This is a genomic window from Amycolatopsis sp. NPDC003865, assembly GCF_053605345.1.
Genome location: NZ_JBSGJA010000019.1, coordinates 34,436 through 58,141, shown reverse-complemented (window position 1 = coordinate 58,141; position 23,706 = coordinate 34,436). Strand labels below are relative to the sequence as shown.

19 protein-coding genes are annotated in these 23,706 nt (G+C 71.9%); 15 read left to right on the top strand and 4 right to left on the bottom strand.

Going from position 1 to position 23,706, the window contains the following annotated elements:
• Position 1: 1 nt before the first annotated feature.
• Positions 2–3,361, bottom strand: a complete 3,360-nt coding sequence (locus ACWEVP_RS35965) for a phage tail protein (RefSeq protein ID WP_452067037.1) — start codon at positions 3,359–3,361, stop codon at positions 2–4.
• A gap of 190 nt (positions 3,362–3,551) precedes the next feature.
• Here ACWEVP_RS35965 and ACWEVP_RS35960 point away from each other — a divergent pair, with 190 nt between their 5' ends.
• The 15 genes from ACWEVP_RS35960 (at position 3,552) to ACWEVP_RS35890 (ending at position 21,571) form a co-directional block, all read left to right on the top strand.
• Positions 3,552–5,105, top strand: coding sequence for a phage tail sheath family protein (locus ACWEVP_RS35960; RefSeq protein ID WP_452067036.1), 1,554 nt, complete (start codon positions 3,552–3,554; stop codon positions 5,103–5,105).
• A 15-nt stretch (positions 5,106–5,120) separates the two neighbouring features.
• Positions 5,121–5,564 (top strand): phage tail protein, encoded by a 444-nt coding sequence (locus ACWEVP_RS35955; RefSeq protein ID WP_091311556.1) that lies wholly within the window; start codon positions 5,121–5,123, stop codon positions 5,562–5,564.
• Between the two features lie 4 nt (positions 5,565–5,568).
• Entirely contained in the window at positions 5,569–6,018 is a 450-nt protein-coding gene (locus ACWEVP_RS35950) for a hypothetical protein (protein WP_452067035.1), read from the top strand.
• On the top strand, positions 6,015–6,173 hold the full coding sequence (locus ACWEVP_RS35945) for a DUF6760 family protein (protein ID WP_086682608.1): 159 nt from the start codon (positions 6,015–6,017) through the stop codon (positions 6,171–6,173). The genes ACWEVP_RS35950 and ACWEVP_RS35945 overlap by 4 nt, the downstream gene beginning before the upstream one ends.
• 7 nt (positions 6,174–6,180) lie before the next feature.
• Positions 6,181–8,835, top strand: a complete 2,655-nt coding sequence (locus ACWEVP_RS35940) for a hypothetical protein (RefSeq protein WP_452067034.1) — start codon at positions 6,181–6,183, stop codon at positions 8,833–8,835.
• Between the two features lie 11 nt (positions 8,836–8,846).
• Positions 8,847–9,293 carry a phage tail protein gene (locus ACWEVP_RS35935; protein ID WP_086680386.1) on the top strand — a complete coding sequence of 149 codons (447 nt, stop codon included), beginning with the start codon at positions 8,847–8,849 and terminating at the stop codon, positions 9,291–9,293.
• Positions 9,294–9,295: 2 nt separating this feature from the next.
• Positions 9,296–10,063 carry a CIS tube protein gene (locus ACWEVP_RS35930; protein ID WP_452067033.1) on the top strand — a complete coding sequence of 256 codons (768 nt, stop codon included), beginning with the start codon at positions 9,296–9,298 and terminating at the stop codon, positions 10,061–10,063.
• On the top strand, positions 10,056–11,876 hold the full coding sequence (locus tag ACWEVP_RS35925; RefSeq protein WP_452067032.1) for a VgrG-related protein: 1,821 nt from the start codon (positions 10,056–10,058) through the stop codon (positions 11,874–11,876). The genes ACWEVP_RS35930 and ACWEVP_RS35925 overlap by 8 nt, the downstream gene beginning before the upstream one ends.
• Positions 11,877–11,889: 13 nt before the next feature.
• The gene (locus ACWEVP_RS35920; protein WP_364268765.1) at positions 11,890–12,171 is read left to right on the top strand and encodes a PAAR domain-containing protein; all 282 of its coding nucleotides are present in this window, start codon (positions 11,890–11,892) and stop codon (positions 12,169–12,171) included.
• A gap of 1 nt (position 12,172) precedes the next feature.
• Positions 12,173–12,583, top strand: a complete 411-nt coding sequence (locus ACWEVP_RS35915) for a GPW/gp25 family protein (protein ID WP_452067031.1) — start codon at positions 12,173–12,175, stop codon at positions 12,581–12,583.
• Entirely contained in the window at positions 12,583–14,544 is a 1,962-nt protein-coding gene (locus ACWEVP_RS35910; RefSeq protein WP_452067030.1) for a putative baseplate assembly protein, read from the top strand. The genes ACWEVP_RS35915 and ACWEVP_RS35910 overlap by 1 nt, the downstream gene beginning before the upstream one ends.
• Positions 14,541–15,080: a phage tail protein gene (locus ACWEVP_RS35905; protein WP_452067029.1), complete on the top strand. Its 540-nt coding sequence runs from the start codon at positions 14,541–14,543 to the stop codon at positions 15,078–15,080. The genes ACWEVP_RS35910 and ACWEVP_RS35905 overlap by 4 nt, the downstream gene beginning before the upstream one ends.
• A 3-nt stretch (positions 15,081–15,083) precedes the next feature.
• Positions 15,084–16,061: a zinc ribbon domain-containing protein gene (locus tag ACWEVP_RS35900; RefSeq protein ID WP_452067028.1), complete on the top strand. Its 978-nt coding sequence runs from the start codon at positions 15,084–15,086 to the stop codon at positions 16,059–16,061.
• Between the two features lie 30 nt (positions 16,062–16,091).
• Positions 16,092–20,138 (top strand): VWA domain-containing protein, encoded by a 4,047-nt coding sequence (locus ACWEVP_RS35895; protein ID WP_452067027.1) that lies wholly within the window; start codon positions 16,092–16,094, stop codon positions 20,136–20,138.
• Positions 20,139–20,245: 107 nt separating this feature from the next.
• The gene (locus ACWEVP_RS35890; protein WP_452067026.1) at positions 20,246–21,571 is read left to right on the top strand and encodes a COG1470 family protein; all 1,326 of its coding nucleotides are present in this window, start codon (positions 20,246–20,248) and stop codon (positions 21,569–21,571) included.
• A gap of 6 nt (positions 21,572–21,577) precedes the next feature.
• Here ACWEVP_RS35890 and ACWEVP_RS35885 read toward each other — a convergent pair whose 3' ends face one another.
• The 3 genes from ACWEVP_RS35885 to ACWEVP_RS35875 all read right to left on the bottom strand — a co-directional run bounded on the left by ACWEVP_RS35885 (position 21,578) and on the right by ACWEVP_RS35875 (position 23,630).
• Positions 21,578–22,204 carry a response regulator transcription factor gene (locus ACWEVP_RS35885; protein ID WP_452067025.1) on the bottom strand — a complete coding sequence of 209 codons (627 nt, stop codon included), beginning with the start codon at positions 22,202–22,204 and terminating at the stop codon, positions 21,578–21,580.
• A gap of 96 nt (positions 22,205–22,300) precedes the next feature.
• Positions 22,301–22,951 (bottom strand): response regulator, encoded by a 651-nt coding sequence (locus ACWEVP_RS35880; RefSeq protein WP_452067024.1) that lies wholly within the window; start codon positions 22,949–22,951, stop codon positions 22,301–22,303.
• A gap of 4 nt (positions 22,952–22,955) precedes the next feature.
• Complete coding sequence (locus tag ACWEVP_RS35875) at positions 22,956–23,630, bottom strand: sensor histidine kinase (protein ID WP_452067023.1); 675 nt, start codon at positions 23,628–23,630, stop codon at positions 22,956–22,958.
• Positions 23,631–23,706 lie beyond the last annotated feature (76 nt).

Here is a 23,706-nt window from a genome sequence, read left to right as displayed (position 1 = left end):
GCTAGGTTCCGTCCGGGCCTTTGAACCCCGGTTCGACGATCCAGATCCCGCTGCCGCTTTCGGCCGCGCCGTTGGACTTGTTGCACGTTCCGCACATGCCGTAGAGGTTGTCGAGCTTGTTGAAGAAGGTGTTGCGAGCTTCCTGGGTCGACTTGCGACCGGTGCTGTTCCAGTGCCCGATGACGCTCGGGTCTTTGTGGTCGAGGTTGATCGCGGTCTTCCCGATACCCGGGACCAGGTGCGGTGAGTTGTAGTCCTTTCCCGGGCAGATGTAGGAGGAGCCCATCTGGTAGACCGGATCGCTCCGCCACTTCGCCGCGTCCTTGAACTTGAGACTCATCAAACGGCTCAGCTCGCTCGCCCGCTTGGCATCGGCAGCCCCGTTGAAACTGCCGTAGAACGTCGGCCTGAACTTCCCGTCCTTCCGGAATTCGGAGCGGATTTCGCCGCCCAGGACATAGGTCGACTCTTTGAGGAGGTCGAGGTCGATCTCCTGGCCGACCGCCTGGAGGGTGGAGGCGATGAGCCGCCGCTGGTCCCAGATTTCGAGCTCCGCCTTCTGAATCTCTTCCTTGGCGTTGGTGGCCAAGGCGTCCTTGAGCTTGCTCTCGTGAGCCACGACCAGCCCCCGCATGGTGGAGAGCTGCCCGGCGACCGCGGGCTTGCTCTTCACGGTGTCATGGCCGAGCGCGCGGTCGATCTTGTCGATCAGCGGGTCCGGGTGACTCGCCATCATGAGGGCCGGGCGACCACCCCGGTTGTCGAGGTAGATCGTGTGGGCATTGCCCTTCATGCTGACGGGTGTCTTCGCCCTCAGTTTCTTCAGGAACGCGTCCTTGAGACCCCGCACCCCTTCAGCGACGGCGGTACCTCCACGCTTGAGCTTCGACCAGACCTTCTTCCCCGCCTTGACGACCGTGCCCACGACCGAGTCGACCACCTTGCCCACCGGCGCCTGGATCTTCTCCAGGACCGACTTGATCTTCTCCGAAATCCCGCCCAACCCCAGCAAGCTCGCCAGGAACCCCAAAACCATCGGCAGCGCCTTGGCCAAAGTCCGCTCGATCAGCCCCGCCACGGCGCCCGCGCCACCGCGGGCGATCGACTCCACCGAGTCCAGCACCGAATCGACGAACTCCTTGATCTGCGCGGCCTTCTCGACGAAGAACATCACGATGTCGTAGATCGCCTTGCAGGCCTTGATGAACGCCGCCGCCGGGTTGAGCAGCGAAATGATCCACGTGATGCCCGCCTTGACGATCTTCTCGACCACGAACTCCTTGATCTGGCCGAGGACCAGCTCCTTCAGATCGCCCAGCTTCTCGACCACCCAGCGCCACAGTCCCGGCACGCCCTCGGTGACCAGGATCTTGACCACTTCGAGGGTCTGCTCGAGCTTGGCCAGCACCGGTTCCGGGATGAACCGCAGGATCCGGGCGCGGACGCTCGCCCAGGTCAACCCCAGGATCGACAGCACCATCTTCAGGATCCCCCTGGCGTCCAGCGCCTCCGGGATCTCGATCCCCGCGCTCGCCAGGTTGCCCAGCAACCACCCCTTCAGGCCGTTCTTGAGGTGCTCGACGATGTTGGCCCCGAAGTTCAGCACCCCGGTCTTCACCGCGTTGACGAGGTTGCCCAGGAACTCGATCGGCTTCTTGATGATCAGCTCGACCGCGTTCGCGGCCCGGGACAGCACCCCCAGCAGCATGTTCTTCAGCTGCAGGATCGTCTCGATCGCGCCGCCGACGGCCTCCTTCGCCTTGCTCCACAGGCCCTTGTTCTCCGCCTGCAGCGCCTTGATCTCCTCGTCGACGGCGGTGCGGGCTTCGGTGTACTTCTGCGCCAGGTCTTCGACCAGCGACTGCTGCTTCTCGTCGACCGACTTCTCCAGGTCGTCGAACTGCCCGCCGAACTCCTTCGCCGCCTCGCCCGCGATCTTGCGCAACGCCGCCGGCTGCGACTCCACCTTCTGGCGCACCTTCGAGCGGCCGTCGGCGATCAGTTGCTTCGCTTCGCCCAGCTTCTGCCCGACGAAGTCCGCGATCTCGCCGATGACGCCCTGCATCTTGACCTCGTAGACCTTCTTGGCCTCGAGGAAGAGGTTGTTCGCTTCGGCCGGCAGATCGGCGAAGAGGTCGTACGCCCAGCGCGCCGCGCCGGTCACCCCGTCGTAGCGCTCGGCCTTGTAGCGCTTCATCCGCGCCCGGTGGTCGGCGGTGAACGCGGCCTTGGCCTGCGCCTCGCCGGCCTCGAACTTCTTCGCCACCTGGTCGTCGAGCGCGCCCAGCACGCCCTCGACCTTCGTCTTGGTCTCGTCGAAGACGGCTTTGATCTCGCCGGTGATCCGCGCCCGGTCCTGCTCGTCCTTCGCCTTCGTGGCCGACTTCGCCGCCTGGCCCTTCTGGGCCGACGACGAACGCGCTCCCGTCATGCCCGCCAACGCGGCCTGCCCGGACGCCTGCGCCGCGCCGGTGACCGCCGCCAGCTGCCCGGCTTCGGACTCGCGGACCGCCGCCGGCGCCGCCGCCGTGTGCTGCTCGCCCGCCTGCTTCGCCGCGAGCGCGCCGGTGAACTCCGGCTCGTTGGACTGCGCCAGCTGCTGGTCGGTGACGCCCGCCGCGGCCATCGCCCCGTGCGTCTCGCACTGGTCGGCGCGCAGGTCCGTCTGCTCGGGCGGCGCCTTGTCCGGGGTGGCCTTGCGCGGGTCCGGCGCCGCCAGCGCGGGCGGGGCCGCGGCCGGCGGCAGGGGGGTGACCGGCTTTTCGACCGCCCGGCTGGGGTCCGGTGCCTCCTTCGTCCGGTCGGTGACGTCCTTGGCCGAGGCGTCCTTGCCGCTGGTGACCTTGCCCAGTACCTCGGCCTTGACCTGGTCGGCCTTGCCCGACGAGGCGAACTTGTCGGCCTCGTCGAGGTTCTTCGGCGCCTGCTTGGCGATGGCGGCGTTCACCGCGGCGACGAAGGCCGCCTTGTCGAACCCCGCCGGTTTCGCCGCCGCCATCTTGTCCGCCTGCGCGGCCTTGGCCTGGGCGTCCTTGTCGTCGGCGGGCGCGACCGCGGCGTCCTGCGCCTTCTTGACCTCCGCGCCGGCGGGCGGGTGTGCTTTCGCCGCCTTGGCCTGCGCGCCGATGTCCTGCTTCAGCGACCGGAACTTCGGGTCCGAGGCGGGCGTGACGCCGGCGGGGGCGACCGGGGGAGCGGGACAGCCCTGTCGTTGCAGCGCGACCAGTCCCGTCACCGCGGCGTTGCCGGCGGACGCCTGCAGCCGCAGCAACGCGGGCGGGTTCGTCCGGCGCGCGGGTCCGGCCGCCCGCTCGGGCTGCGCGGACGGTTCCCGTGGCGCCTTGTCCCGCCGCGTTGGCATGGAACCACTCTCGGCCCGCGGCGGCGGCTTGCCAACGGCCGGACGGGCGGCCCGGGGTGCCCGAACGGGCAGCTGCCTTTAAGGGCAGAGATCGGTTCCCGCGGGCCTATCCGTGCGGTCGTACCGCCGCGAACGCGCGGGCAGCACGATCGCCGATGTCAACACTTGTGCGTCGACCAGGGAGGCCCGCATGCCCACCTATCTCACGCCGGGGGTGTACGTCGAGGAGATCGAGGCGGGCGCACGGCCGATCGAGGGCGTGGGCACCGCCGTCGCCGCCTTCGTCGGCTTCGCCGCGGACGGTCCCTTCAACACCCCGACGCTGGTGTCCAACTGGGGCCAGTTCACGCAGATCTTCGGCGACTTCGTCGAAGGCTGCTACCTGGCCCAGTCCGTCTACGGCTACTTCCTCAACGGCGGCACCAACTGCTACATCGTCCGCGTCGGCGGATCGCGCGCCCAGGACAACGGTTCCGCGCCGAAGCGGCTCACCGCGCGCCAGGCCGTGCTCGGCGGTTACCGCTTCGTCGCCAAGGAGCTGCCGGAGGGCAAGCAGGCCGGCGAGATCACCGTCGAGGTCGCCGACCCGACCGGCGACAACCCCTCCGAAGACCGGTTCACCGTGCTCGTCAAGCAGGACGGCAAGGTCGTCGAAACCCACAACGTGACGACCAAGCGCACCAAGGAGAACGTCGTCACGGCGTTGCGCGAGAAGTCCAGCTTCGTCACCGTCGAAGAGGCGGCGGCCGGCGGCGCGGTCGCCAAGCCCGAGAAGGGCACCGCGACGCTCGCCGCGCCGCCGACGGAGCCGCAGGAGCCACCGGTGCCGCGCCGGGTCGCGGCCGGCGACTACGTCGGCGACGTCGCCGACCGCACCGGCTTCGGCGGTCTCGAAGCGATCGACGAGATCACCATGGTCGCGGCGCCGGACCTGATGGCCGCCTACCAGCGCGAGCTGCTGGACCTCGACACCGTCAAGGCCGTGCAGCTGGCGATGATCGCCCACTGCGAGCTGATGGGCGACCGGATGGCGATCATCGACCCGCCGCCCGGCCTCAACCCCCAGGAGATCCGCTCCTGGCGGATGGACGCGGCGGGCTACGACTCGAAGTACGCCGCGCTGTACTACCCCTGGGTCCAGGTGCTCGACCCCGCCACCGGTACCAACACGTTCATCCCGCCGAGCGGCCACATGGCCGGTGTGTGGGCGCGCACCGACGCCACCCGCGGTGTCCACAAGGCACCGGCCAACGAAGTCGTCCGCGGCGCGCTCGCCCTGCAGACGCACCTGACCAAGGCCGAGCAGGAACTGCTCAACCCGATCGGCGTCAACTGCGTGCGGTCGTTCTCGGGCAAGGGGATCCGGGTGTGGGGCGCGCGGACGCTCTCGAGCGACCCGGCGTGGCGCTACCTCAACGTCCGGCGGCTGTTCAACTACCTCGAGGAATCGATCCTCGGCGGCACGCAGTGGGTCGTGTTCGAGCCGAACGACGACGCGCTGTGGGCGCGGATCCGGCGCACGATCAGCGCGTTCCTGGTCATGGAGTGGCGCAAGGGCGCGTTGTTCGGGCTCACCCCGGACGAGGCCTTCTTCGTCAAGTGCGACCGCGAAACCAACCCGGCCGAGGGGATCGACCTCGGCCAGGTGATCTGCGAAGTGGGTATCGCCCCGGTGAAACCGGCGGAGTTCGTGATCTTCCGGCTGGCGCAGATGTCCGGCGGCACCAGCCTCGTCAACGAGTAGTGAAGGGACTCCACCATGGCACTTCCCGATCTCGACAAGGCGGTGGGCCACTCCTTCGGCCTGGAGATCGACGGCGTCCAGATCAAGCAGATCTCCGAGGTCTCCGGCCTCAAGATGGAGCAGGACGTCATCGAGCTCAAGCAGAACACCGTCGACGGCAAGTACGTCATCAAGAAGCTGCCCGGCCGCCCCAAGGCGGGTGAGGTCACGCTGACCCGCGGCCTCACCGAGGACAACAGCTTCGAGAAGTGGGTGAAGGACGCCCACTTCGGCAAGATGGCGACGGCCCGCAAGGGCGGCGCCATCATCGTCTACGACTACGAGGGCACCGCGCTCAAGCGCTACAAGCTCACCAACGCCTGGCCGAAGAGCCTGGAGATCGGCTCGCTGAAGGCCGGCGACACGAGCGTGCTCACCGAGAAGCTCGTCATCACCTACGAGCAGATGGAAGTCGAGTGAGCCGATGCGCAGGGTGATGGCGTCGGCCCCGGCTTCGGCGTCGGCTCCGGCCGAGGAAGCCCCGGCGGGGGAGCCGCGGCCGAAGCTGCGGACGGAGTTCGCGTTCGAGCTCCCGCGCGGGTACGTCGACGACGAGGGCAAGGTCCACCACTCCGGGGTGATGCGGCTGGCCACCGCGCGGGACGAGCTGGTCCCGCTGCGCGACGACCGGGTGCGCGAGAACTCGGCGTTCCTCACGGTGGTGCTGCTGGCCCGGGTCGTCACCCGGATCGGCGACATCACCGACGTGCACGCCGGGGTCATCGAGAACCTGTTCGCCTCGGACCTGGCGTTCCTGCAGGACATGTACCGCCGGATCAACAGCGAAGGCCACACCAGGGCGGGGGTCGCCTGCCCCGAGTGCGGCCACAGCTTCGTCGTCGACGTCGCCGGTGGCCGCCTGGGGGAATCGTGACGTACGCGGCCGGCCGGCTGCACGAGGAAGTCGCGTACGTCGCCTACCACCTGCACTGGTCGCTCGACGACATCCTCGACCTCGAACACCCCGACCGGTTGACCTACGTCGCCGAGATCGCCCGGATCAACACCCGGATGAGCCAGGGACGGTGACGCCGCGATGTGGTGGAAGCGGAAGGAGACGACTCCGGCCCCGGGGCCGGTGACCCGCGCGGAGTGGCGCGGGGTGCCGCCGATCCAGCGGGTCCTGGACGAGCACCCGCTGGTCAACCCGGTGCAGCGGTTCAGCTCGTCGTTGACGTCGTGGCAGAGCCCGGCCTACCTCGAACCGCTCGGACACCGGGTCGGCGCCGACGAGCCTGCCGGCGTCATCGGCGACCTCGCCCGCCCCCGGACGCTCGAGACGCCGGCGCCGTCGATGCCGGTGGTGCAGCGGGCGACCCGCAAGCGCAGCGGGCTGTCACGGCTGTGGAGCGGCGCGTCGGTGCAGCGCGAGGTGTCGCCGGAGCCGGTGCCCGAACCGGTTTTCACGCCGGAGCCACCCTCGGTGGTGGTGTTGCCGGCGGTGGTGTTGCCGGCGGTGGCGGCGCCCGAGGTGGTCCGGCCGCTGACATCGGCTCGGGCCACGGTCGTCCCGCCGGTGCGGACCGTGCAGGCGATCGCGGAACCGTCCCCTGTGGACACCCCGGCGGCCGAGGTGCCCGCGGCGCCGGCACCGGCGCTGCCGGTCGTCCAGCGGGTGGAGCAGGCGACCCCGCGACGACTCGGGCTCGGAGCGCCGATCGTGCGGGGCAGCGAGCTCCCTTCGGCCGGAGCGGCGGATGCGGAGCCGGTGCAACGCCTCACCGAGCCGTCACGAGCGGCGCCGGTCAACACGTTCCGCCCGCTCGGAGCCCCGGAGCCGCCCGGTCCGCCGGGCGGCTCGACGAGTGTTCCCCCGCCACCGTCGTCGCCGGCGACCGAAACCGCGGCGCTGCCGGTGAGCCGAGCAGTGCGGTCGCCGGCAGCGAGCGAAACTCCGGCACCCGAGGCGCCGGTCGCGGCTCAGACCCTCCCGGTAGCGCGATCGGTGGAGGAAGCGGCTCGCACCAGCGAGGCGAGTGAGACGGTGGATCTTCCGGCGACCCGCCCGGTGTTGGATGGCGCGAGCCCCACCAAGGCGGCCGAGACCGGGTTCCTGCCGGTGGAGGAAGGAGCTGGCCCCCTTGGTGCGGCCGAGGCCGGGCTTCTGCCGGTGGCCAGGCAGGTGGTGGATGGGCCCGGTGCCCCGAAGGCGAACGAGACCGGGCTTCCAGCGGCCAGGCAGTTGGTGGACGGCGCCGGTGCCGTTACGGCGAACCAGGCGGGGCTCTTCCCGGTGGCTAGGCAGGTAGTGGACGGTCTCGGTCCCGTCAACGCGACCGAGACCGGGCTCCTGCCGGTGGCGAGGCAGGTGGTCGACGGAGCCGGCGCCGTCAAGGCGAACGAGGCCGGCCTCCTGCCTGTGGCTAGGGAGGTAGTGGATGGTCCCGGTTCCGTCAAGGAGAACGAGGCCGGGCTCCTGCCGGTGGCGAGGCAGGTGGTGGACGAAACCGGTGCTGTCAAGGCGAACCAGGCCGGGCTCCTGCCCGTAACGAGGCAGGTGGATGGACCCGGTCCCGTCAACACGACCGAGACCCGGCTCCTGCCTGTAGCGAGGCAGGTGGTCGACGGAGCCGGCGCCGTCAAGGCGATCGGGGCCGGGAACCTTCCAGTGGCCAAACAGGTCCCGGATGGGGCCGGTCCCGCGAGGGCGGGTGAGACTGAAGTCCTCCCGGTGGCTCGGCAAGTAGTGGATGGGGCCGGCGGCCTACCGGTACCCCGGCAGGTCCCCGACGGGGTCGGTCCGACCGGGGTGGGCGAGTCCGGGGTCCTGCCAGTAGCCAGGCAGGTGCTGGATCCGGCCAGTCCCACCAAGGCCGGTGAGCCGGCACTCCTTCCGGTGGCCCGGCGAACACTCGACGGGAGGAAGGCGAACGAGATCGAGGTCCTTCTGGTGGCCAGGCAGGTACCGGAAGCGGCCGAAGCGAGCGAGACCGGGGTTCTTCCGGTCGCCCGGCTGGTGTCGGATGGGCCCGGTCCCGCGGGGGCGACCGACGCCGGGCGTCTTCCGGTAGTCCGGCAGGTACTGGAAGCAGCCAGTCCCACCACGGCGACCGGGATCGAGGTCCTGCCGGTCGCCCGGCAGGTGGCGGATGCGGCTCGGCCCGAGGCCGGGCACCTTCCGGTAGCCAGGCAGATGCCGGAAGCGACCGCTCCCACCAGGGTGAGCGAGACCGCGGGCCCCCCGGTGGCCCGGCAAGCAGTGGATGCGCCCCCTCCCGACCAGGCGAACGAGACCAGGCTCCTTCCGGTCCGGACGGCCGAGCCCACGGTCGTCCGGGTACTGCGACAGGTGGATGCCCGTCCCACCGAGCCGATCGACGCCCCGGCACTTCCGCTGGCACGGCAGCCGCAGGAATCACCGCCGCCGGCCAAACCGATCGAGACCCCGGCTCTTCCCGTAGCGCGACTGACAGCAGACGCCCCGCTCCCGCTGGCACAGCCCGCCGAAACCCCGGCCGTCCCGGTCATGCGCACCCTCGAAGCCCCGGCCGAGCCACCACCGGCCACGAACAACGTCCAACGCGACCCCGACCCGGCACCGGCACCCGCCGCCCCGCAGCAGCCGCAGCACCAGCAGCCGGAAACCGAAGAACTCGTCAAGAAACTCTTCGACCCGCTGCTGCGGCGCCTCAAGACCGAACTCCGCCTCGACCGTGAGCGCCGGGGTGCGCTCACCGATCGCCCGCACTGAAGGAGATGCCGATGCCGGACACCGAAGAGGCCGTTGCCGTGTGCTACGTCGTCAAACTGGACGACAAGAACCTCGGCAACCTCGGCGCCTTCTCCAGCTGCGACGGCCTCGGCTGCGAATTCGTCATGGAACAGCGGGAAGAGGGCGGCAACAACGGCATGGTCTGGCAGCTGCCGACCCGGATCAAGTACTCGAACATCAAGCTCTCGCGCCCCGTCACCGAGGCCAGCGCGCAGATCACCAAGTGGTTCGCCAGTCTCGCGAGCGGCATCGAGCGCAAGACCGCCACGATCGAAGCGCGCACCCTCGAAGGCAAGGTGATCGCCAGCTGGGCCCTGGAAGGCGTCGTCCCGGTGCGGTGGAGCGGGCCGCAGCTCTCGCCCGACTCGCCCAAGGTCGCCACCGAAACCCTCGAACTGGCCCACCACGGCTTCCTCAGCCCGGCGAAGAAGGGCTAGCCATGTCCTCGCCCGTCACCTTCACCTCGGCCGGCGCACCACCCCCGGCCGCCTACGGTTCCGGCGAACCGGCGCCCAACAACCTGCAGCGCGCGGTGCTGGAGGTCCGCAAGCCGCCGCAGTCCGGGGGCACCGGGCAGCCGCCCGGCGACAAGATGTTCGACATCAAGTTCCAGTTCAACCCCAAGGAACTGTCGCTGAGCAAGAACGCCAAGTGGGGCCGCGACGCCCAGCCGAACGCCAAGAAGAGCGCGCCGCCGCAGTTCAAGGGGTCCGATCCGGCCAAGCTCGCGCTCGAGATGTTCCTCGACGCCACCGACAAGATGGACGACGCCGTCGTCAAGAAGGTCGAGCAGCTGTTCACCTGCTGCGTGGCCACCGAGGACAGCCGCCAGCACCGCAAGCCCTCGCCGCCGTGGGTCATCTTCAAGTGGGGCGGAATGACCGGCTTCCCCGCCTACGTCTCCAGCGTCACCGCGAAGTACACGCTCTTCACGCCGTCGGGGACGCCGGTGCGCGCGGTCTGCACGGTGAACCTCGAGGAGATCGCGGGCGAGCTGGGCGGGCAGAACCCGACGTCGGGTGCGCTCGCGGCCCGGGACACCCACGTGCTCGTCGCCGGGGACTCGCTGCAGTCGGTGGCGTTCCGCGCCTACGGCGACGCCGGGAAGTGGCGCGAGATCGCCGACGCCAACGACATCGACGACCCGATGCGGCTGCGGCCCGGCACCCCGCTGCTGGTGCCCGCGCTGGAGGAGCTCGATGGCTAACGAGACCTTCACGAACACCCTCATGGTCGAGGTCGAGGGCACCGCGCTGCCCGACGACGTCAAGGTGATGCTCAGCTACGCATACGTCGACGACAGCCGGAACCTGCCGGACACGTTCGTGCTGCGCTTCCGCGACCCCGGGACCGTCGTGCTGGACAAGGGGAAGTTCAAGGTCGGGGCGAAGATCAAGCTCAAGGTCCAGACCTCCGACCCGGAGGGCCCGCAGGACCTGCTCTCGGGCGAGGTCACCGCCGTCGCGATCGACCTGGACTCCCGTGGCACGTTCACCGAGGTCCGCGGGTACGACCACGCGCACCGGCTGTTCCGCGGCCGCCGGGTCGCGGCCTACCCGAACATGACGGTCGCCGACGTCGTGCGCAAGGTGACGCAGCGCGCGAAGATCCCGGCCGGGAAGATCGACGACGTCAAGGGCTTCGGCGGCCGGCCGAACACCCAGCTGGGCCAGGACAACGTCAGCGACTGGGAGTTCCTGACGCGGCTGGCCGACGCGGTCGGCGCGCAGATCGCCGTGCGCGACGGGAAGCTGAACTTCGAGCTTCCCGAGAAGCCGTCCGGCGCGCCCTCGACCACCACGAAGGCGACGGCCGACCCGCTGGTCCTCGAGGCGCACGGGACGCTGGTCAGCCTGCGCGCCAGCGTCACCGCGGCCGAGCAGGTGCCCGAGGTGCGCGTCACCGGCTGGGACTACGAGAACAAGCAGGCGATCACCGCCACCGCGGTCCCGAAGAACGCGGGCGCGGACGTGCCCGGGGTGGACCCGGTCGCGCTGGCGGGGAAGTTCGCGAGCCCGCCCTTCCTCGACGCCGCCTCGCCCCGCCGGGCCCAGGGCGAGGCGGACGCGACCGCGAAGGCACTGGCCGACCGGTTCGGCGGGGCCTGCACCGAACTCGACGGCGTCGCGAAGGGCAACCCGAAACTGCGCGCGGGCACCGCCGTCACGCTCACCGGCGTCGGCCAGCCCTTCTCGGGCAAGTACACGCTCACCAGCACGCGGCACCTGTTCAACGCCGAGGTCGGCTACACCACCGAGTTCACCGTGTCCGGACGCCAGGAGCGCTCGCTCTACGGCCTGGTCGCGGGCGGGGCGCACGGCTCGTCGTGGCCGGGGGTCGTGCCCGCGCAGGTGAGCGACCTCAAGGACCCGGCCAAGCTCGGCCGCGTGAAAGTCACTTTCCCGTGGCTGGACAAGGACTTCACGAGCACGTGGGCCCGCACCGTCCAGCCCGGCGCGGGCAAGGGCCGCGGCGCGTTCGTGCTGCCCGAGGTCGGCGACGAGGTCCTGGTCGGGTTCGAACACGGCGACTTCGAAGCGCCCTACGTGCTGGGCGGGCTACACAACGGCAAGGACACCACACCGAAGTTCGCCAAGGAGGCCGTCGACGGCACCAGCGGTGAGGTCGCGGTCCGCGGGTTCGTCTCGCGGAAGGGCCACAAGCTGGAGTTCGCCGAGGACGACGGGATCACGCTGGCGTCCGGGGACGCGAAGTTCGTGGTCAAGATCGACCAGAAGAACCAGGTCATCGAGGTGACCAGCGGCAAGAGCGTCACGGTCAAGGCGCGCAACGGCGTGAGCATCGACGCCGGCACCGGGCCGCTGGAGCTCAAGGGCCAGAAGGTGACGGTGAAGTCCCAGACCGACGCCAGCGTCGAGGCCGGAGCGCAGCTGAAGCTGAACGGCACGGCGGGCGTGAAGGTCGAGGGCGCCACCGTGTCGGTCGCCGGCCAGGGCCAGACGGAGCTGACCGCCAGCGGTGTCGTCACCGTGCGCGGCAGCGTGGTCAAGATCAACTGACGGGGGAAGCGCCATGCCACCAGCCGCGAGGGTCGGCGACCCGACCGGGCACCCGGGGGTCATCGCCGGACCGGGCGTGCCGACCGTGCTGATCGGCGGGATGCCGGCCGCGAACGTCGGCACGCTGCACACGTGCTCGTTCCCGCCGCCCGCGGTGCACCCGCCGACGCCGATCGCGCCGCCGGGCTGCCCGACGGTGCTGATCGGCGGTATGCCGGCGGCGCGGATGGGCGACCTGGCCGCGTGCGGCGCGCCGATCGTCATGGGCTGCCCGACCGTCCTGATCGGAGGCTGACGTGGACTTCCTCGGCCGGGGACTGGCGTTCCCGCTGCACACCGACGCGACCGGCTCGATCGCGCTGGTCGGCGGCGAACGCGAGGTCGTCGAGAGCATCCGGCTGATCCTGGCGACCTCGCCCGGCGAACGCCCGATGCGCCCGGAGTTCGGCTGCGCGGTGCACGACCTCGTGTTCGCGCCCGCCGACGCGGCGACCGCCGGGCAGATCGCCTACGAGGTGCGGGTTTCGCTGGAGCGCTGGGAGCCGCGGATCACCCTCGACGACGTCGTCGTCAGCTTCGACCAGGCCGACCGGGGGACGCTGCTGATCGACATCCGCTACCGCCTGCGCGGCACGAACGACCCGCGCAACCTCGTCTTCCCCTTCTACGTCATCCCGCCGCACGAGCCCGCGCAGGACGGTGCCTGATGTCCCTGCCGCTGCCCAACCTCGACGACCGCCGGTTCCAGGACCTCGTCGACGAAGCCAAGTACCTGGTCCAGCGCAACTGTCCGGAGTGGACCGACCACAACGTCTCCGACCCCGGCGTCACGCTGATCGAGACGTTCGCGCAGATGGTCGACCAGCTGCTCTACCGGCTCAACCGGGTCCCCGAGCGGCACTACCTGCGGTTCCTCGACCTCATCGGGGTCCGGCTGTTCCCGCCGGCCGCCGCGCGCGCCGACGTGACGTTCTGGCTCTCGGCCGCCCGGGACGTCCCGGTGGTCGTCGCGGCCGGCAAGCAGGTCGCCAGCGCGCGCACCGAGGTCGAGGACCCCGTGGTGTTCACCGTCGAGCGGACGCTGACCATCGTGCCGTGCTCGCTCGCGCACCTGGCGACCACCACGTCCGACACCGGCCTGCCGCCGGTGGACCGCACCGACGAGCTGCTCGTCGGCGGTGGCCCCGCGGCGTTCACCGAGACCCCGGCCGCCGGGGACGCGGTCCTCTTCGGACTGTCGGACGCCGTGCCCGGCTGCGCGGTGCTGCTGCGGATGAACTGCGAGGTCGAGGGCCAGGGCGTCGACCCGCTCGACCCGCCGTGGCTGTGGGAGGCCTGGGACGGCACCGGCTGGGTGGCGTGCGAGGTCGACCGCGACAGCACCGGCGCGTTCAACCGGGCCGGGGACATCGTGGTGCACGTCCCGCACGGGCACACGATGTCGGTGTTCGCCCGCCGCCGCGCGGGCTGGCTGCGGTGCCGGCTGGTCGCGGCCAAGGAGAACCAGCCGTTTTACCAGCGTTCGCCGCGGCTGCACGCGGTCGAGGCCTCAACCATCGGCGGCACGGTGGGTGCCGTGCACGCGGAGATCATCCGCAACGAGATCGTCGGGACCTCCGACGGCACGCCGGGCCAGCGGTTCCCGCTCGGCCGTCCGCCGGTCGTCGCCGGGGACGGCGAGCTGGTCGTGGAGGTCTCCGGGCCGGACGGCTGGCAGCAGTGGACCGAGGTCCGCTCGTTCGCCGGGTCCGGGCCGGACGACCGGCACGTCGTGCTCGACCGCGTCGGCGGCGAGGTCGTGTTCGGGCCCGCGGTGCGCCAGCCCGAGGGCGGCCTCCGCCACTACGGCGCCTTCCCGGCCAAGTCCGCCGCGATCCGCGTGCCCGAATACCGCTCCGGCGGCGGGCGGCGCGGCAACGTCGCCCGCGAGGTCCTCGAGGTGCAACGGGACCCGATCCCGTTCGTGAGCAGCGTGGTGAACCGCCGTCCGGCGATCGGCGGGGTGGACGGCGAATCGGTGCAGGACGCGCAGGTCCGCGGCCCCCTGCTGCTGCGCACCCGCGACCGCGCGGTCACGGCCGAGGACTACGAGCAGCTCGCGCGCGAAGCGGCGCCGGAAGCCGCGCGCGTGCGGTGCATCCCGGCGCACGGGCCCGACGGCCGCGAGACCGGCGCGATCCGGGTCCTGGTCGTGCCGGCGGTGCCCGACACCGGTGAGCTCGCCTTCGCCACCCTGATGCTCGACGCCGGCATGCGCGCCCGGATCGAACGCCACCTCGACGAGCGGCGCTGCGTGGGCGCGCTCGTGTCCGTCGAGCCGCCGTTCTACCAGGGCGTCACGGTGGTGGCGCGGCTGCGCGCGCGGCGCCGCACGACCGCGGGCGCGCTCGGCGCCCGCGCGAGCCAGGCTCTCTACGACTACTTCAACCCGCTCAGCGGCGGCCCGGACGGCGACGGCTGGCCGTTCGGGCGGCCGGTGCAGTCGGGCGAGGTCTTCGCCGTGCTGCAACGGCTTCCCGGCGTCGAGCTGGTGGAGGACGTGCGCCTGTTCGCCGCGAACCCGATCACGCGCGAACGCGGTGACCAGGTCGACCGGCTCGACCTGCCGCCCCAGGCGCTCGCGTTCTCCTTCGGCCACCAGGTTCGCGTGCGGGAGGCGGGCGCATGAGAACGGGGATCCCGGGCCTGCCGAGTGCGCACCCGATCGGCGAGCAGCTGCCCGCGGTGTACGCCGAGGACCGGTTCGTGCGGGGCTTCACCGGCGCGCTCGACGAGGTCCTCGCCCCGGTCCTGTCCACATTGGACAACTTCGCCGGCTACCTGGACCCGGGGGTGGCCCCCGAGGACTTCGTCGGCTGGCTGGCGCACTGGGTCGCGCTGCGCGTCGACGAAAGCTGGAGCCCGGCGCAGCTGCGGCAGCTGGTGACGCGCTCGGTCGAGCTGCACCGGTGGCGCGGCACCCGGCGTGGCCTGGCCGAGCACGTGGGGCTGCTGACCGGCGGGGTGGTCGAGGTGACCGACAGCGGCGGGGTCGTCGCCTCGCCGCGGCCCGGTGCGCCGCTGCCGGACCCGGGACCGGCGTGGGTGCAGGTGCTGGTGCGGGTGCCCGATCCGGCCCGGGTGGACCGGCGGCGGCTGACGGCGGCGGTCGTGGAGGCGGTGCCCGCCCACGTGCGGGTCGCGGTGGAAGTGGTGGAGGGGTAGCGGATGGTCATCTACGCGGAGTGCGGGCACCAGGGCCCCGCCGACGTCGAGTTCTGCGGCGAATGCGGCCGCTACCTGAAGTGGGACGACGACGGCCCGGTCGCGGTGCGGGCGCAGCCGGTGGTGCAGCAGCAGGTCGTGCAGCCCGCCGAACCGGTCGCGCCGGTCCGGCAGCCGGTGCAGCAGACCGCCGAAGAGCAGGTCCTGAACCCCGGCGACCTGATCTGCGGCCGGTGCGGCAAGGGCAACGCGCCCACCCGCAACTTCTGCAGCCGCTGCGGTGCGTCGCTGGCCGAGTCCGAGGTCGTCAAGACGTCGTGGTGGCGGCGGTTGTTCGGCCGCAAACCGAAGGAGCACAAGGCGGGGGCGCGGCCGGGCAAGGACGGCGTCCGCCGCCGCACCGGCCGGGCCGGGGCCGCGCGCCGGACCGTGGGCAAGGTGATCCGCCGGACCGTCGCGGTGGCGCTCATCTTCTCGGCGCTGATCTACGCGCTGTACCAGCCGTTCCGCGGTGCGATCAACACCGCGGCGACCGGCCTGTGGAGCCAGGTGACCGGCATCTTCGAGGCCAAGCTGAACCCGATCCACCCGGTCAAGGTGACCGCGACCGCGCAGACGACCGGGCACGCGGCGCCGCTGGTCACCGACAACGCGAAGAACACGTTCTGGGCGGCCCCGGCCGACCGGGAACAGGTGCTGGTGTTCACCTTCGACCACCCGGCGGACCTGCGGAAGGCGATCGTGTACTCCGGCGACGCGGCGAACTTCCCGGCCGCGCACCGGCCGCAGAAGCTGCACCTGGTGTTCTCCACCGGCAAGACCTACGACATGACGCTGGCCGACACGCCGGACTCCCAGGAAGTCCCGATCGAAAACAGCGCCGGCGCCACGAGCGTCGAGCTGCACGTGACCGGGCTGTACCGCTCGCTCGACGGCACCGACGTCGCGATCTCCGAGATCGAGCTGTTCGAAGCCGGCTGAGTCACCGAAGTCAGTTGGGGAGGACCGACCATGCGCGCGAACCGAGCGGTGGCGGGCGTCGCGGTCGTCGCGGTGCTCGGCGGCTGGGCGATCAGCGGCGCGCTCGCGCCGACCGCGGCGCAGGCGCCCGCCCCGGCGGCGCCCTACCGCGTGGGGTACGTCAGCGACGCCACCACGGGCCTGTTCCAGGCGGCCGGGGAAGGCACGGAGCCGGCCCTGCCGCGTGGTCTCGGCGGCGTCGACTCCGACGCGTCCGCCGGCACCGGGGGCATCGTGTGGGTGAGCCACCGCGCCGCGTCCGCCGGGGGCGCCGAACGGGACGGCGAGATCTACTACCTCGCCGACGGCGCGAAGCTGCCGGTGCGGCTGACCGACGACGAGACCGTCGACACCCACCCCGCGCTTTCGCCGGACGGCCGCACGGTCGCGTTCGCCTCGGACCGCACCGGCGGCCGGCACCTGTTCGTCATCGGCGTGGACGGCCGCGGCCTGCGCCAGGTGACCTCCGGCCCGGCCGCCGACGACTCGCCGAGCTGGTCACCCGACGGCACCCGGCTGGCGTTCAGCAGCACGCGCGACGACCCGGCCGGGGACGTCTACACCGTCCCGGCCGCCGGCGGCGCCCCGATCCGGCTGACCGCGGACCCCGCGGCCGACACCCAGCCGGCGTGGGGGCCGGCGCGGATCGCGTTCACCACGACACGGTTCCACCCGGCGGGCGACGTCGTGCTGATGGCCGACACCGGCGGCGCGGTCACCCGCGCGGTGCCCGACCCCGGTGACTCGGCCGATCCCGCGTGGTCGCCCGACGGGGCCCGGCTGGCGTTCACCACCCACACGCCGGACCCGCTCGGCGACGTCAAGCAGGTCGCCGGCGGCCGCGTCTCGGTCATCTCGGCGTTGCCCGGCACCGGGGAGACCGAACCGGCGTTCCGCCCGGACGGCCGGCCGGTGTTCACCGAGCTGCGCACGGGCGGCAGCAGCGACATCTGGAGCGCGGACGCGACCGGGGGCGACCGCCGGGACCTCACCCAGCGCCCGGACGCCGACGAGTTCGATCCGGCGTTCTCCGCGGACGGCACGCTGCTGGCCTACACCCGGGCGGGCACCGGCGAGTCCCGGGAAACCGAAGTCGTCGTGGCCAACGCCGACGGCAGCGCACCCCGCGCGCTGACCGGCCCGGTGGCGGGAACCAAGCACGAACAGCACCCGGCGTGGTCCCCGGACGCGACGGCGATCGCGTTCACGAACACGGTGTTCGAGGGCGAGGGCAGCCGGGACTTCGTGCGGATCGTGCGTGTCGCGGACGGCCGGATCCTCGGCGACCTCCCGATGCCGCCCTACCTGCGCGGCGACGATTCGCAGCCGGTGTGGTCGGCCGACGGCACGAAGATCACGCTGACGCGCGCGGCCACCCGGGTCGCGCCGCCGGGACCGTCCAGAGTGGACCCGGCGGTGGTGGACATCCCGGTCGGCCAGGGCGGTTCGGCGGCGATCGACAAGACGGTCCCGACCGACCGGGTGCCGCCGCGGCCGGACATCGTGCTGCTGATGGACCAGACCGACTCGATGGGCGACATCCTCGGCCAGATGAAGACCAAGCTGCACTCGGTCATCGGCACGATCCGGGACAAGGAGCCGGACGCCCGGTTCGCGGTGGCGGCCTTCGGCGATCGCGACGACCCGATCGCGCCCCCGGACAACCCCGCGCCGCTCGGGCGGCTCTTCCAGGTCCAGCAGGACCTGATCGCGCCCGACGAGGCCGGCATGGCCAAGCTGGACGCGGCCTTCGCCCGCGTCAACCGGGGTGGCGGTGGCGACATCGCCGAAGACTGGATCTACGCGCTGCACAAGGTCGCCACGGGCGCCGTGCACTTCCGTGACGACAGCAGCCGGATCATCGTGCTGGTGGGCGACGCGGCCAGCCACGACCCCAGCGGCAACGCGGAACGCGACGCGATCGCGACGCGCCTGTCGGCCAGTGCCGAGCTGCTGGGCGCGAAGATCAAGCTGGTCGCGGTGCCCGTCCTCACGGGCGGGAGCACCGAAGACCCCGACTACGAACTGGACCGCAAGCACCAGGCCAGTGACACCGTCCGCGAAGTCGGCGGGGTCGTCACCGAGACCAGTGACGAAAAGTCGGTCGCGGACGCCATCATCGCGGGCATCGGCGATCTTCCGGTCGCCGTGCAGCCGGTGCCGTTCTGCGACCCCGGCCTCACCCTGACCTTCGACCCCGCGGCGCAGCGGGTGCCGGGCGGCACGACCGCGAAGTTCGTCGAAACCGCGTCGGTCGCCGCGACGGCACCGCCCGGAGCTTTCCTGCACTGCCGGGTCGAGTTCCGGCTCGACGGGGAACGCACGGTCCGCCCCGGCTACAGCGAAGACGTCACCGTGCGGGTCAAGGATCCGCGGTTGCCGCTGATCACCGTGCACGACCAGACGGTGCCCGGCACCGCGCCGACGGTCGTCGAGTACCCCGCGGCCGCCGTCGACGCCGACGGGGAAACCCGGATCACGCCGTTCTGCACCCCGTCGTCGGGCAGCCTGTTCCCGGTCGGGGCCACCACTGTCACCTGTACCGCGACCGGGCGCAACGGCACGGCCACCGAGACCGCCGTCATCGCGGTCGATCCGGGCGGCGAGCGGCAGGAGCTGTGGCAGGTCTCGCTCACCCCGGGACCGGACAGCGTCGGCGCGGGGACCCAGCGGGACCTGTCACCCTCGTTCGGGGAGCCGTGCGGCACCGGGCGGCAGGGCTCGGCCGACGTGTCGCCGGACGGCGCCACCCTCGCGTTCCACGACGACAACCGGCTGATCTGCGCCGCTTCCGCCGACGGCGGTCCGGGCCGGGTGCTGGTGCAGAATGCGGGGTTCGTCGACGACCCGGCCTGGTCGCCGGACGGTGGGCTGGTCGCCTTCGACAGCGCGCCCGGGGAAACCCGGCCGAGCATCCAGGTCGTGCCCTCGGGCGGCGGCGCACCCACGGTGGTGATTTCCGGGCCTGGCGGAGCGTCGCAGCCGGCGTTCCAGCGGATCGCCGACGTCGGCGTGACCGCCACCGCCGTCCCGGCCGCGATCGCGTTCGGCGGGCTCACGACCTTCGAGTTCGTGGTCACCAACCACGGGGCCGCGGCCACGTCCGGTACCGGGCTGTTCGTCCGCCTGACCGGCGGGTTGCGCCCGCAGGCGCCCCTCACCACCGCCGGCACGTGCACGCCGGAGCTGGTGTGCGCCTTCGGCGCGCTCGCGCCGGGGGCGAGCGCGCGGGTGCGGTTCAGCGCCGCCGGCGTGGTCGCCGGCCCGCAGGCCGCGACCGGCACGGTCACCACGGCGGGCGGGGACGCCGACGGACGGGACAACTCCGCCACGGCGGTCGTCACCGTCGCCGAAAAGCCGGCGCCGCCGGTCACCCCGGGGTCGCTGTCGCTGGGGATGGCGGTGTCGGCGGTGCCGCTGTTCGTCGGCGGTGACGACGTCGTGCTGACCTTCCTGGTGCACAACGGTTCCGGCGCGCCGATGCCGGACGTCCGCCTGTCGGTCCAGCTGCCGCCGCGCTTGCCCGCGACCTCGGTGTCGCCGGGGTGCGCGCCGGGCGGCGTCGGCTGCGCGCTCGGGACGCTCGCTCCCGGGCAGACGGTCGAGGTCCGGATCGCGCTGGCGGCCGCGGCGGCCGTGGACGCCCCGGTGTCGGCGACGATCGCCACGAGCGGACCGGACACCACCGCCGCCGACAACGCGGCGAGCGCGCGCGTGGTGGTCCGGCAGCCGGTGGTGACGGTGGACCCCGGGATCGGTCCGCTGGGTTTCGTCCCGCGGGTGAGCGGCACCGGCTTCCCGCCGGGCGCGACGGTCCGGCTGGCGTGGTCGGCCGGCATCTCGGCGGCCCCGGGCCTGGTCACCGTGGGCGCGGACGGGAAGTTCCAGGCGCAGTTCCTGATCTTCCACCACGATCTGATCGGGCCGCGCACGGTGTCGGTGGCGTCGGTGATCGGGCCGCAATTCGGGACCGTGCAGTCGAATCCGATCCTGGTCGTCCTGCGCACGGAGCAACCGCCGTTCATCACCCGCGGCTGACCCGCGGCCCGGGGCGGAACCGCTGCCCGTACGGGCAACCACCGGCGCACGGCCGCACACCCGTCCGCCGGTGCCGCCCCGGGGAGCGGGCGCGGAGACTTCCCTGCATGGGAGCAACGGCGACGCTGTCGGAAACCGGCCTGGTCGCGGAACCGGGCGAGGAGACGACCTGCTCGGTGACCATCCGCAACGCCGGGCAGGTCGTCGACCAGTTCGCGGTCGACGTGGTCGGCGACGCGAGTGGCTGGGCCACCGCGGAACCGGCGACGGTCAACCTGCTGCCGGGGGAGACGGGCACGGTCACCGTGCGCTTCGCCCCGCCGCGGTCCTCCGACGTCCCCGCCGGGACGATCCCGTTCGGCGTGCGGGTGTTCTCGAGCGAAGACCCCGCCGGGTCGGTGGTCGAGGAGGGCACCGTCCGGCTCGGCGCCTTCACCGAGGTGACCGCCGAGATCGTGCCGGCCAAGGTGGAAGCCGGGTCCAAGGCCGACTTCGAGGTCGCCGTCGACAACCGGGGCAACCGGCCGGTGGCGGTGGAGCTGAGCCCGCTCGACCCCGAAGACGAGCTGGAGTTCCGGCTCGAACGCGAGCGGGCGGACCTGGCGCCCGGGACGGCCGCGTTCATCCGGATGCGGGCGCGGCCGCGGAAACGGTTCCTGCGCGGGCAACCCGTGCGGCACCGGTTCCACGTGTTCGTCGTCGCCGACGGCGGCGAGCCGCTCAAGACCGAAGGCACCATGGTGCAGCGGCAGCTGCTGCCCAAGTGGCTGCTGCCCGCGCTCGCCGCGCTGCTGGTGCTGCTGCTGGCCCTGGTGACGCTGTGGTTCACCGTGCTGCGCCCGGCGGTGAAGTCCGCCGCCCGGGAGGCCGCCCAGGAGCAGAACCAGGAGATCGTGAAGGCCGCGCAGGACGCCGGCGCCGGGGCCGATCAGGCGAAGAAGAACGCCGACCAGGCCAAGCAGAACTCCGAGCAGGCGATGAAGGCCGTCGGCCTGACCCCGCCGGGTGAGACCAGCGGCGGCGGCACCGCCAACGACGGCACCACCCCCAATCCGAGCCGGGGCAACGCCGCCACCGGGACGCCGACGGACTTCCGGGTGGCCGCGGACGCGAACATCGACTCGAACGTCAACCGGTTCGCCGAGTTCCCCTACACGATGCCCGACCCGGGCAAGACGCTGGTGATCACCGACCTGATCCTGCAGAACCCGCGCGGGGACACCGGAACCCTGCGGCTGCTGCGGGATTCCGGTGGCACCAAGACGGTCCTGCTGGAGGTCGGCCTCGCGAACTTCCGCGACCTCGACCACCACTGGCTGCAGGCCTGGCGGTTCCAGCCGGGAGAGAAGATCGTGCTCGCGGTCAGCTGCCAGAACCCGGGCGATCGCGGCCGCTGCACGCCGTCGGTCTCCTTCTCCGGCCGGGTCGAGTAGGCCGTGTCAGATCAGGCCTTCGCGCAGGGCGAACGCGACCGCGTGGGCGCGGTTGCGCAGCTGGAAGCGGTTGGTGATGTCGTGCAGGATCGACTTGACCGTCCGCTCGGAGTAGCTCAGCTGGTCGGCGATCTCCTTGGTCTCGAACCCGTCGGCGACCAGCCGCAGCACCCGGGTCTCCCGCTGGGACATCCCGGCCAGGTCCCACCCGTTGGGGTGCAGCACGTCCCGCTGCAGCCGAGACACCCGCGACAGCAGGCGGCCGAGCAGGTCGGGGGGCAGCGCGCCTTCGCCGGAGGCCGCGGTCTTGACGAGCCGGACGAGGGTGTCGGGGGTGGCGTCGGCCCGGCGGACGATCGCCGACACGCCGTTGCCGACGACGTCGAGCAGCTCGGAGTCCTCCACTTCGCCGGCGACCAGGACGACGCCGGCGTGGTTGGCGCACTGGAGGCTGCGCAGCAGCTGCCGGGCTTCCTCGTTCAGGCGCTCCACGATGACCAGCACGACGGCGGGCTCGCCGCCTTCCTCGTCGGCGAAGCGGATCTCGGGACGTGAACGCAGCGCGGCCGTGACTCCGGCACGGGTGATGGTGTCGGTGGCGTGCAGCAGCACCGGAACCTGGTCGGTGAGCATCGGTGAACCCCTCCCTCGAACGATGTCGGATCCCAGGATCGTGGGTGCGGGGGCTCGCCGAACAGGGAGGAGGAGTCCCGATATGTCCCGCTTTTCTTACTCCGATCGGGCAATGCCGGCTTCTCGGGCCTTGGCGATGGCCTGCGCGCGGTCGGTGACCCGGAGCTTGCGGAAAATGTGGGACACGTGGTTGCGCACGGTTTTCTGGCTCAGCACGAGCTGGTCGGCGATGGAGGCGTTGCCCATGCCGCGCGCGATGAGCTGCATGATTTCCTTCTCGCGCGCGGTGAGCCGCGGGAACGATTCGTCGCGCGGGGTCGCGGTGCCCAGCAGGGACAGCACCCGGGTGGCGATCGCCGGGCTGAAGATGGCCTCGCCGTCACCGATCACCCGGACGGCGCGGATGATCTGCTCGTTGCGCGCGCCCTTGAGCAGGTAACCGCGGGCGCCCGCGCGCATGGCGGCGAAGACCGCGGCTTCGTTCTCGAACATGGTCAGCATCAGCACGCCGGTGTGCGGGGCGGCGGTCACGATCCGCCGCGTCGCCTCGACACCGTCGAGGTCGGGGAGGTTGAGGTCCATCAGGACGACGTCGGGCGCGAGCTGCGCGGCCAGTGCCACGGCGGTGCGGCCGTCGGCGGCTTCCCCGGCGACCGTCACCCCGTCGGTGCCGTCGAGCAGTGCGTGCAACGCGGCCCGGAAGACGGGGTGGTCGTCGACGACGAGGACCCGCAGGGTGGCGAACATCGCCTCACGCCTTGGCGAGCGGGAGCCAGGCGGCGATCCGCGTGCCGCCCGAGGGAACCGGCTCGACGCGGCAGCCGCCGCCGAGGTCGCCGGCGCGTTCCCGCATCGACCGCAGCCCGCTGCCGCCGACCGCGGGCAGCACTTCGCCGTCGGTGCCGACGCCGTCGTCGACGATTTCCACGTGCAGGTCTCCGTCCCGGGGCCAGAGGTGGACGGTGCACTGGCGGGCACCGGAGTGGCGGGCGACGTTCACCAGTGCCTCGCGGATGATCCGGTAGGCGGTGACTTCGACTTCGGCCGTCAGCGCCGGCAGTTCGGCGTGCACCTCGACGTCGACCCGCAGCGGGCCGTGCTCGGCGGGCACCCGGTCGCTGAGCGCTTCGGCGTACCGGCGCACCGCCAGGACGAGACCGGCGTCGTCGAGTGCCGGCGGCCGCGCGTCGGCGACGATGCGGCGCAGGTCGGTGATCGCGCGGTAGAGCTCGTCTTCGAGCCGGGCCAGCAGATCCCCGGCGGCCGCGCGGTCGCGGGCGATCAGATCGCGGGCGGCCCGCAGCCCGAGCACCGCGACGGCGAGTGTGGGCCCGAGGCCGTCGTGCAGGTCGGTGAGCACCCGTTTGAGCCGGTCTTCGTACCCGGCAGGCGGGACGAAGTCGGCGACGACGAACGTCCGGCGCACTTTCACCCCCGTCCGGCGAAATGGCCTGGAACCCCGGTCGAAAATCGGGGCAACCAGCTCTCGTGCGGGTAGTCCA

What these genes read in the sequence shown, in the direction of transcription:
- ACWEVP_RS35965 (WP_452067037.1), bottom strand. Translation starts at nt 3,361, where the DNA reads ATGCCAACGCGGCGGGACAAGGCGCCACGGGAACCGTCCGCGCAGCCC.
- ACWEVP_RS35960 (WP_452067036.1), top strand. Translation starts at nt 3,552, where the DNA reads ATGCCCACCTATCTCACGCCGGGGGTGTACGTCGAGGAGATCGAGGCG.
- ACWEVP_RS35955 (WP_091311556.1), top strand. Translation starts at nt 5,121, where the DNA reads ATGGCACTTCCCGATCTCGACAAGGCGGTGGGCCACTCCTTCGGCCTG.
- ACWEVP_RS35950 (WP_452067035.1), top strand. Translation starts at nt 5,569, where the DNA reads ATGCGCAGGGTGATGGCGTCGGCCCCGGCTTCGGCGTCGGCTCCGGCC.
- ACWEVP_RS35940 (WP_452067034.1), top strand. Translation starts at nt 6,181, where the DNA reads ATGTGGTGGAAGCGGAAGGAGACGACTCCGGCCCCGGGGCCGGTGACC.
- ACWEVP_RS35935 (WP_086680386.1), top strand. Translation starts at nt 8,847, where the DNA reads ATGCCGGACACCGAAGAGGCCGTTGCCGTGTGCTACGTCGTCAAACTG.
- ACWEVP_RS35930 (WP_452067033.1), top strand. Translation starts at nt 9,296, where the DNA reads ATGTCCTCGCCCGTCACCTTCACCTCGGCCGGCGCACCACCCCCGGCC.
- ACWEVP_RS35925 (WP_452067032.1), top strand. Translation starts at nt 10,056, where the DNA reads ATGGCTAACGAGACCTTCACGAACACCCTCATGGTCGAGGTCGAGGGC.
- ACWEVP_RS35920 (WP_364268765.1), top strand. Translation starts at nt 11,890, where the DNA reads ATGCCACCAGCCGCGAGGGTCGGCGACCCGACCGGGCACCCGGGGGTC.
- ACWEVP_RS35910 (WP_452067030.1), top strand. Translation starts at nt 12,583, where the DNA reads ATGTCCCTGCCGCTGCCCAACCTCGACGACCGCCGGTTCCAGGACCTC.
- ACWEVP_RS35905 (WP_452067029.1), top strand. Translation starts at nt 14,541, where the DNA reads ATGAGAACGGGGATCCCGGGCCTGCCGAGTGCGCACCCGATCGGCGAG.
- ACWEVP_RS35900 (WP_452067028.1), top strand. Translation starts at nt 15,084, where the DNA reads ATGGTCATCTACGCGGAGTGCGGGCACCAGGGCCCCGCCGACGTCGAG.
- ACWEVP_RS35895 (WP_452067027.1), top strand. Translation starts at nt 16,092, where the DNA reads ATGCGCGCGAACCGAGCGGTGGCGGGCGTCGCGGTCGTCGCGGTGCTC.
- ACWEVP_RS35890 (WP_452067026.1), top strand. Translation starts at nt 20,246, where the DNA reads ATGGGAGCAACGGCGACGCTGTCGGAAACCGGCCTGGTCGCGGAACCG.
- ACWEVP_RS35885 (WP_452067025.1), bottom strand. Translation starts at nt 22,204, where the DNA reads ATGCTCACCGACCAGGTTCCGGTGCTGCTGCACGCCACCGACACCATC.
- ACWEVP_RS35880 (WP_452067024.1), bottom strand. Translation starts at nt 22,951, where the DNA reads ATGTTCGCCACCCTGCGGGTCCTCGTCGTCGACGACCACCCCGTCTTC.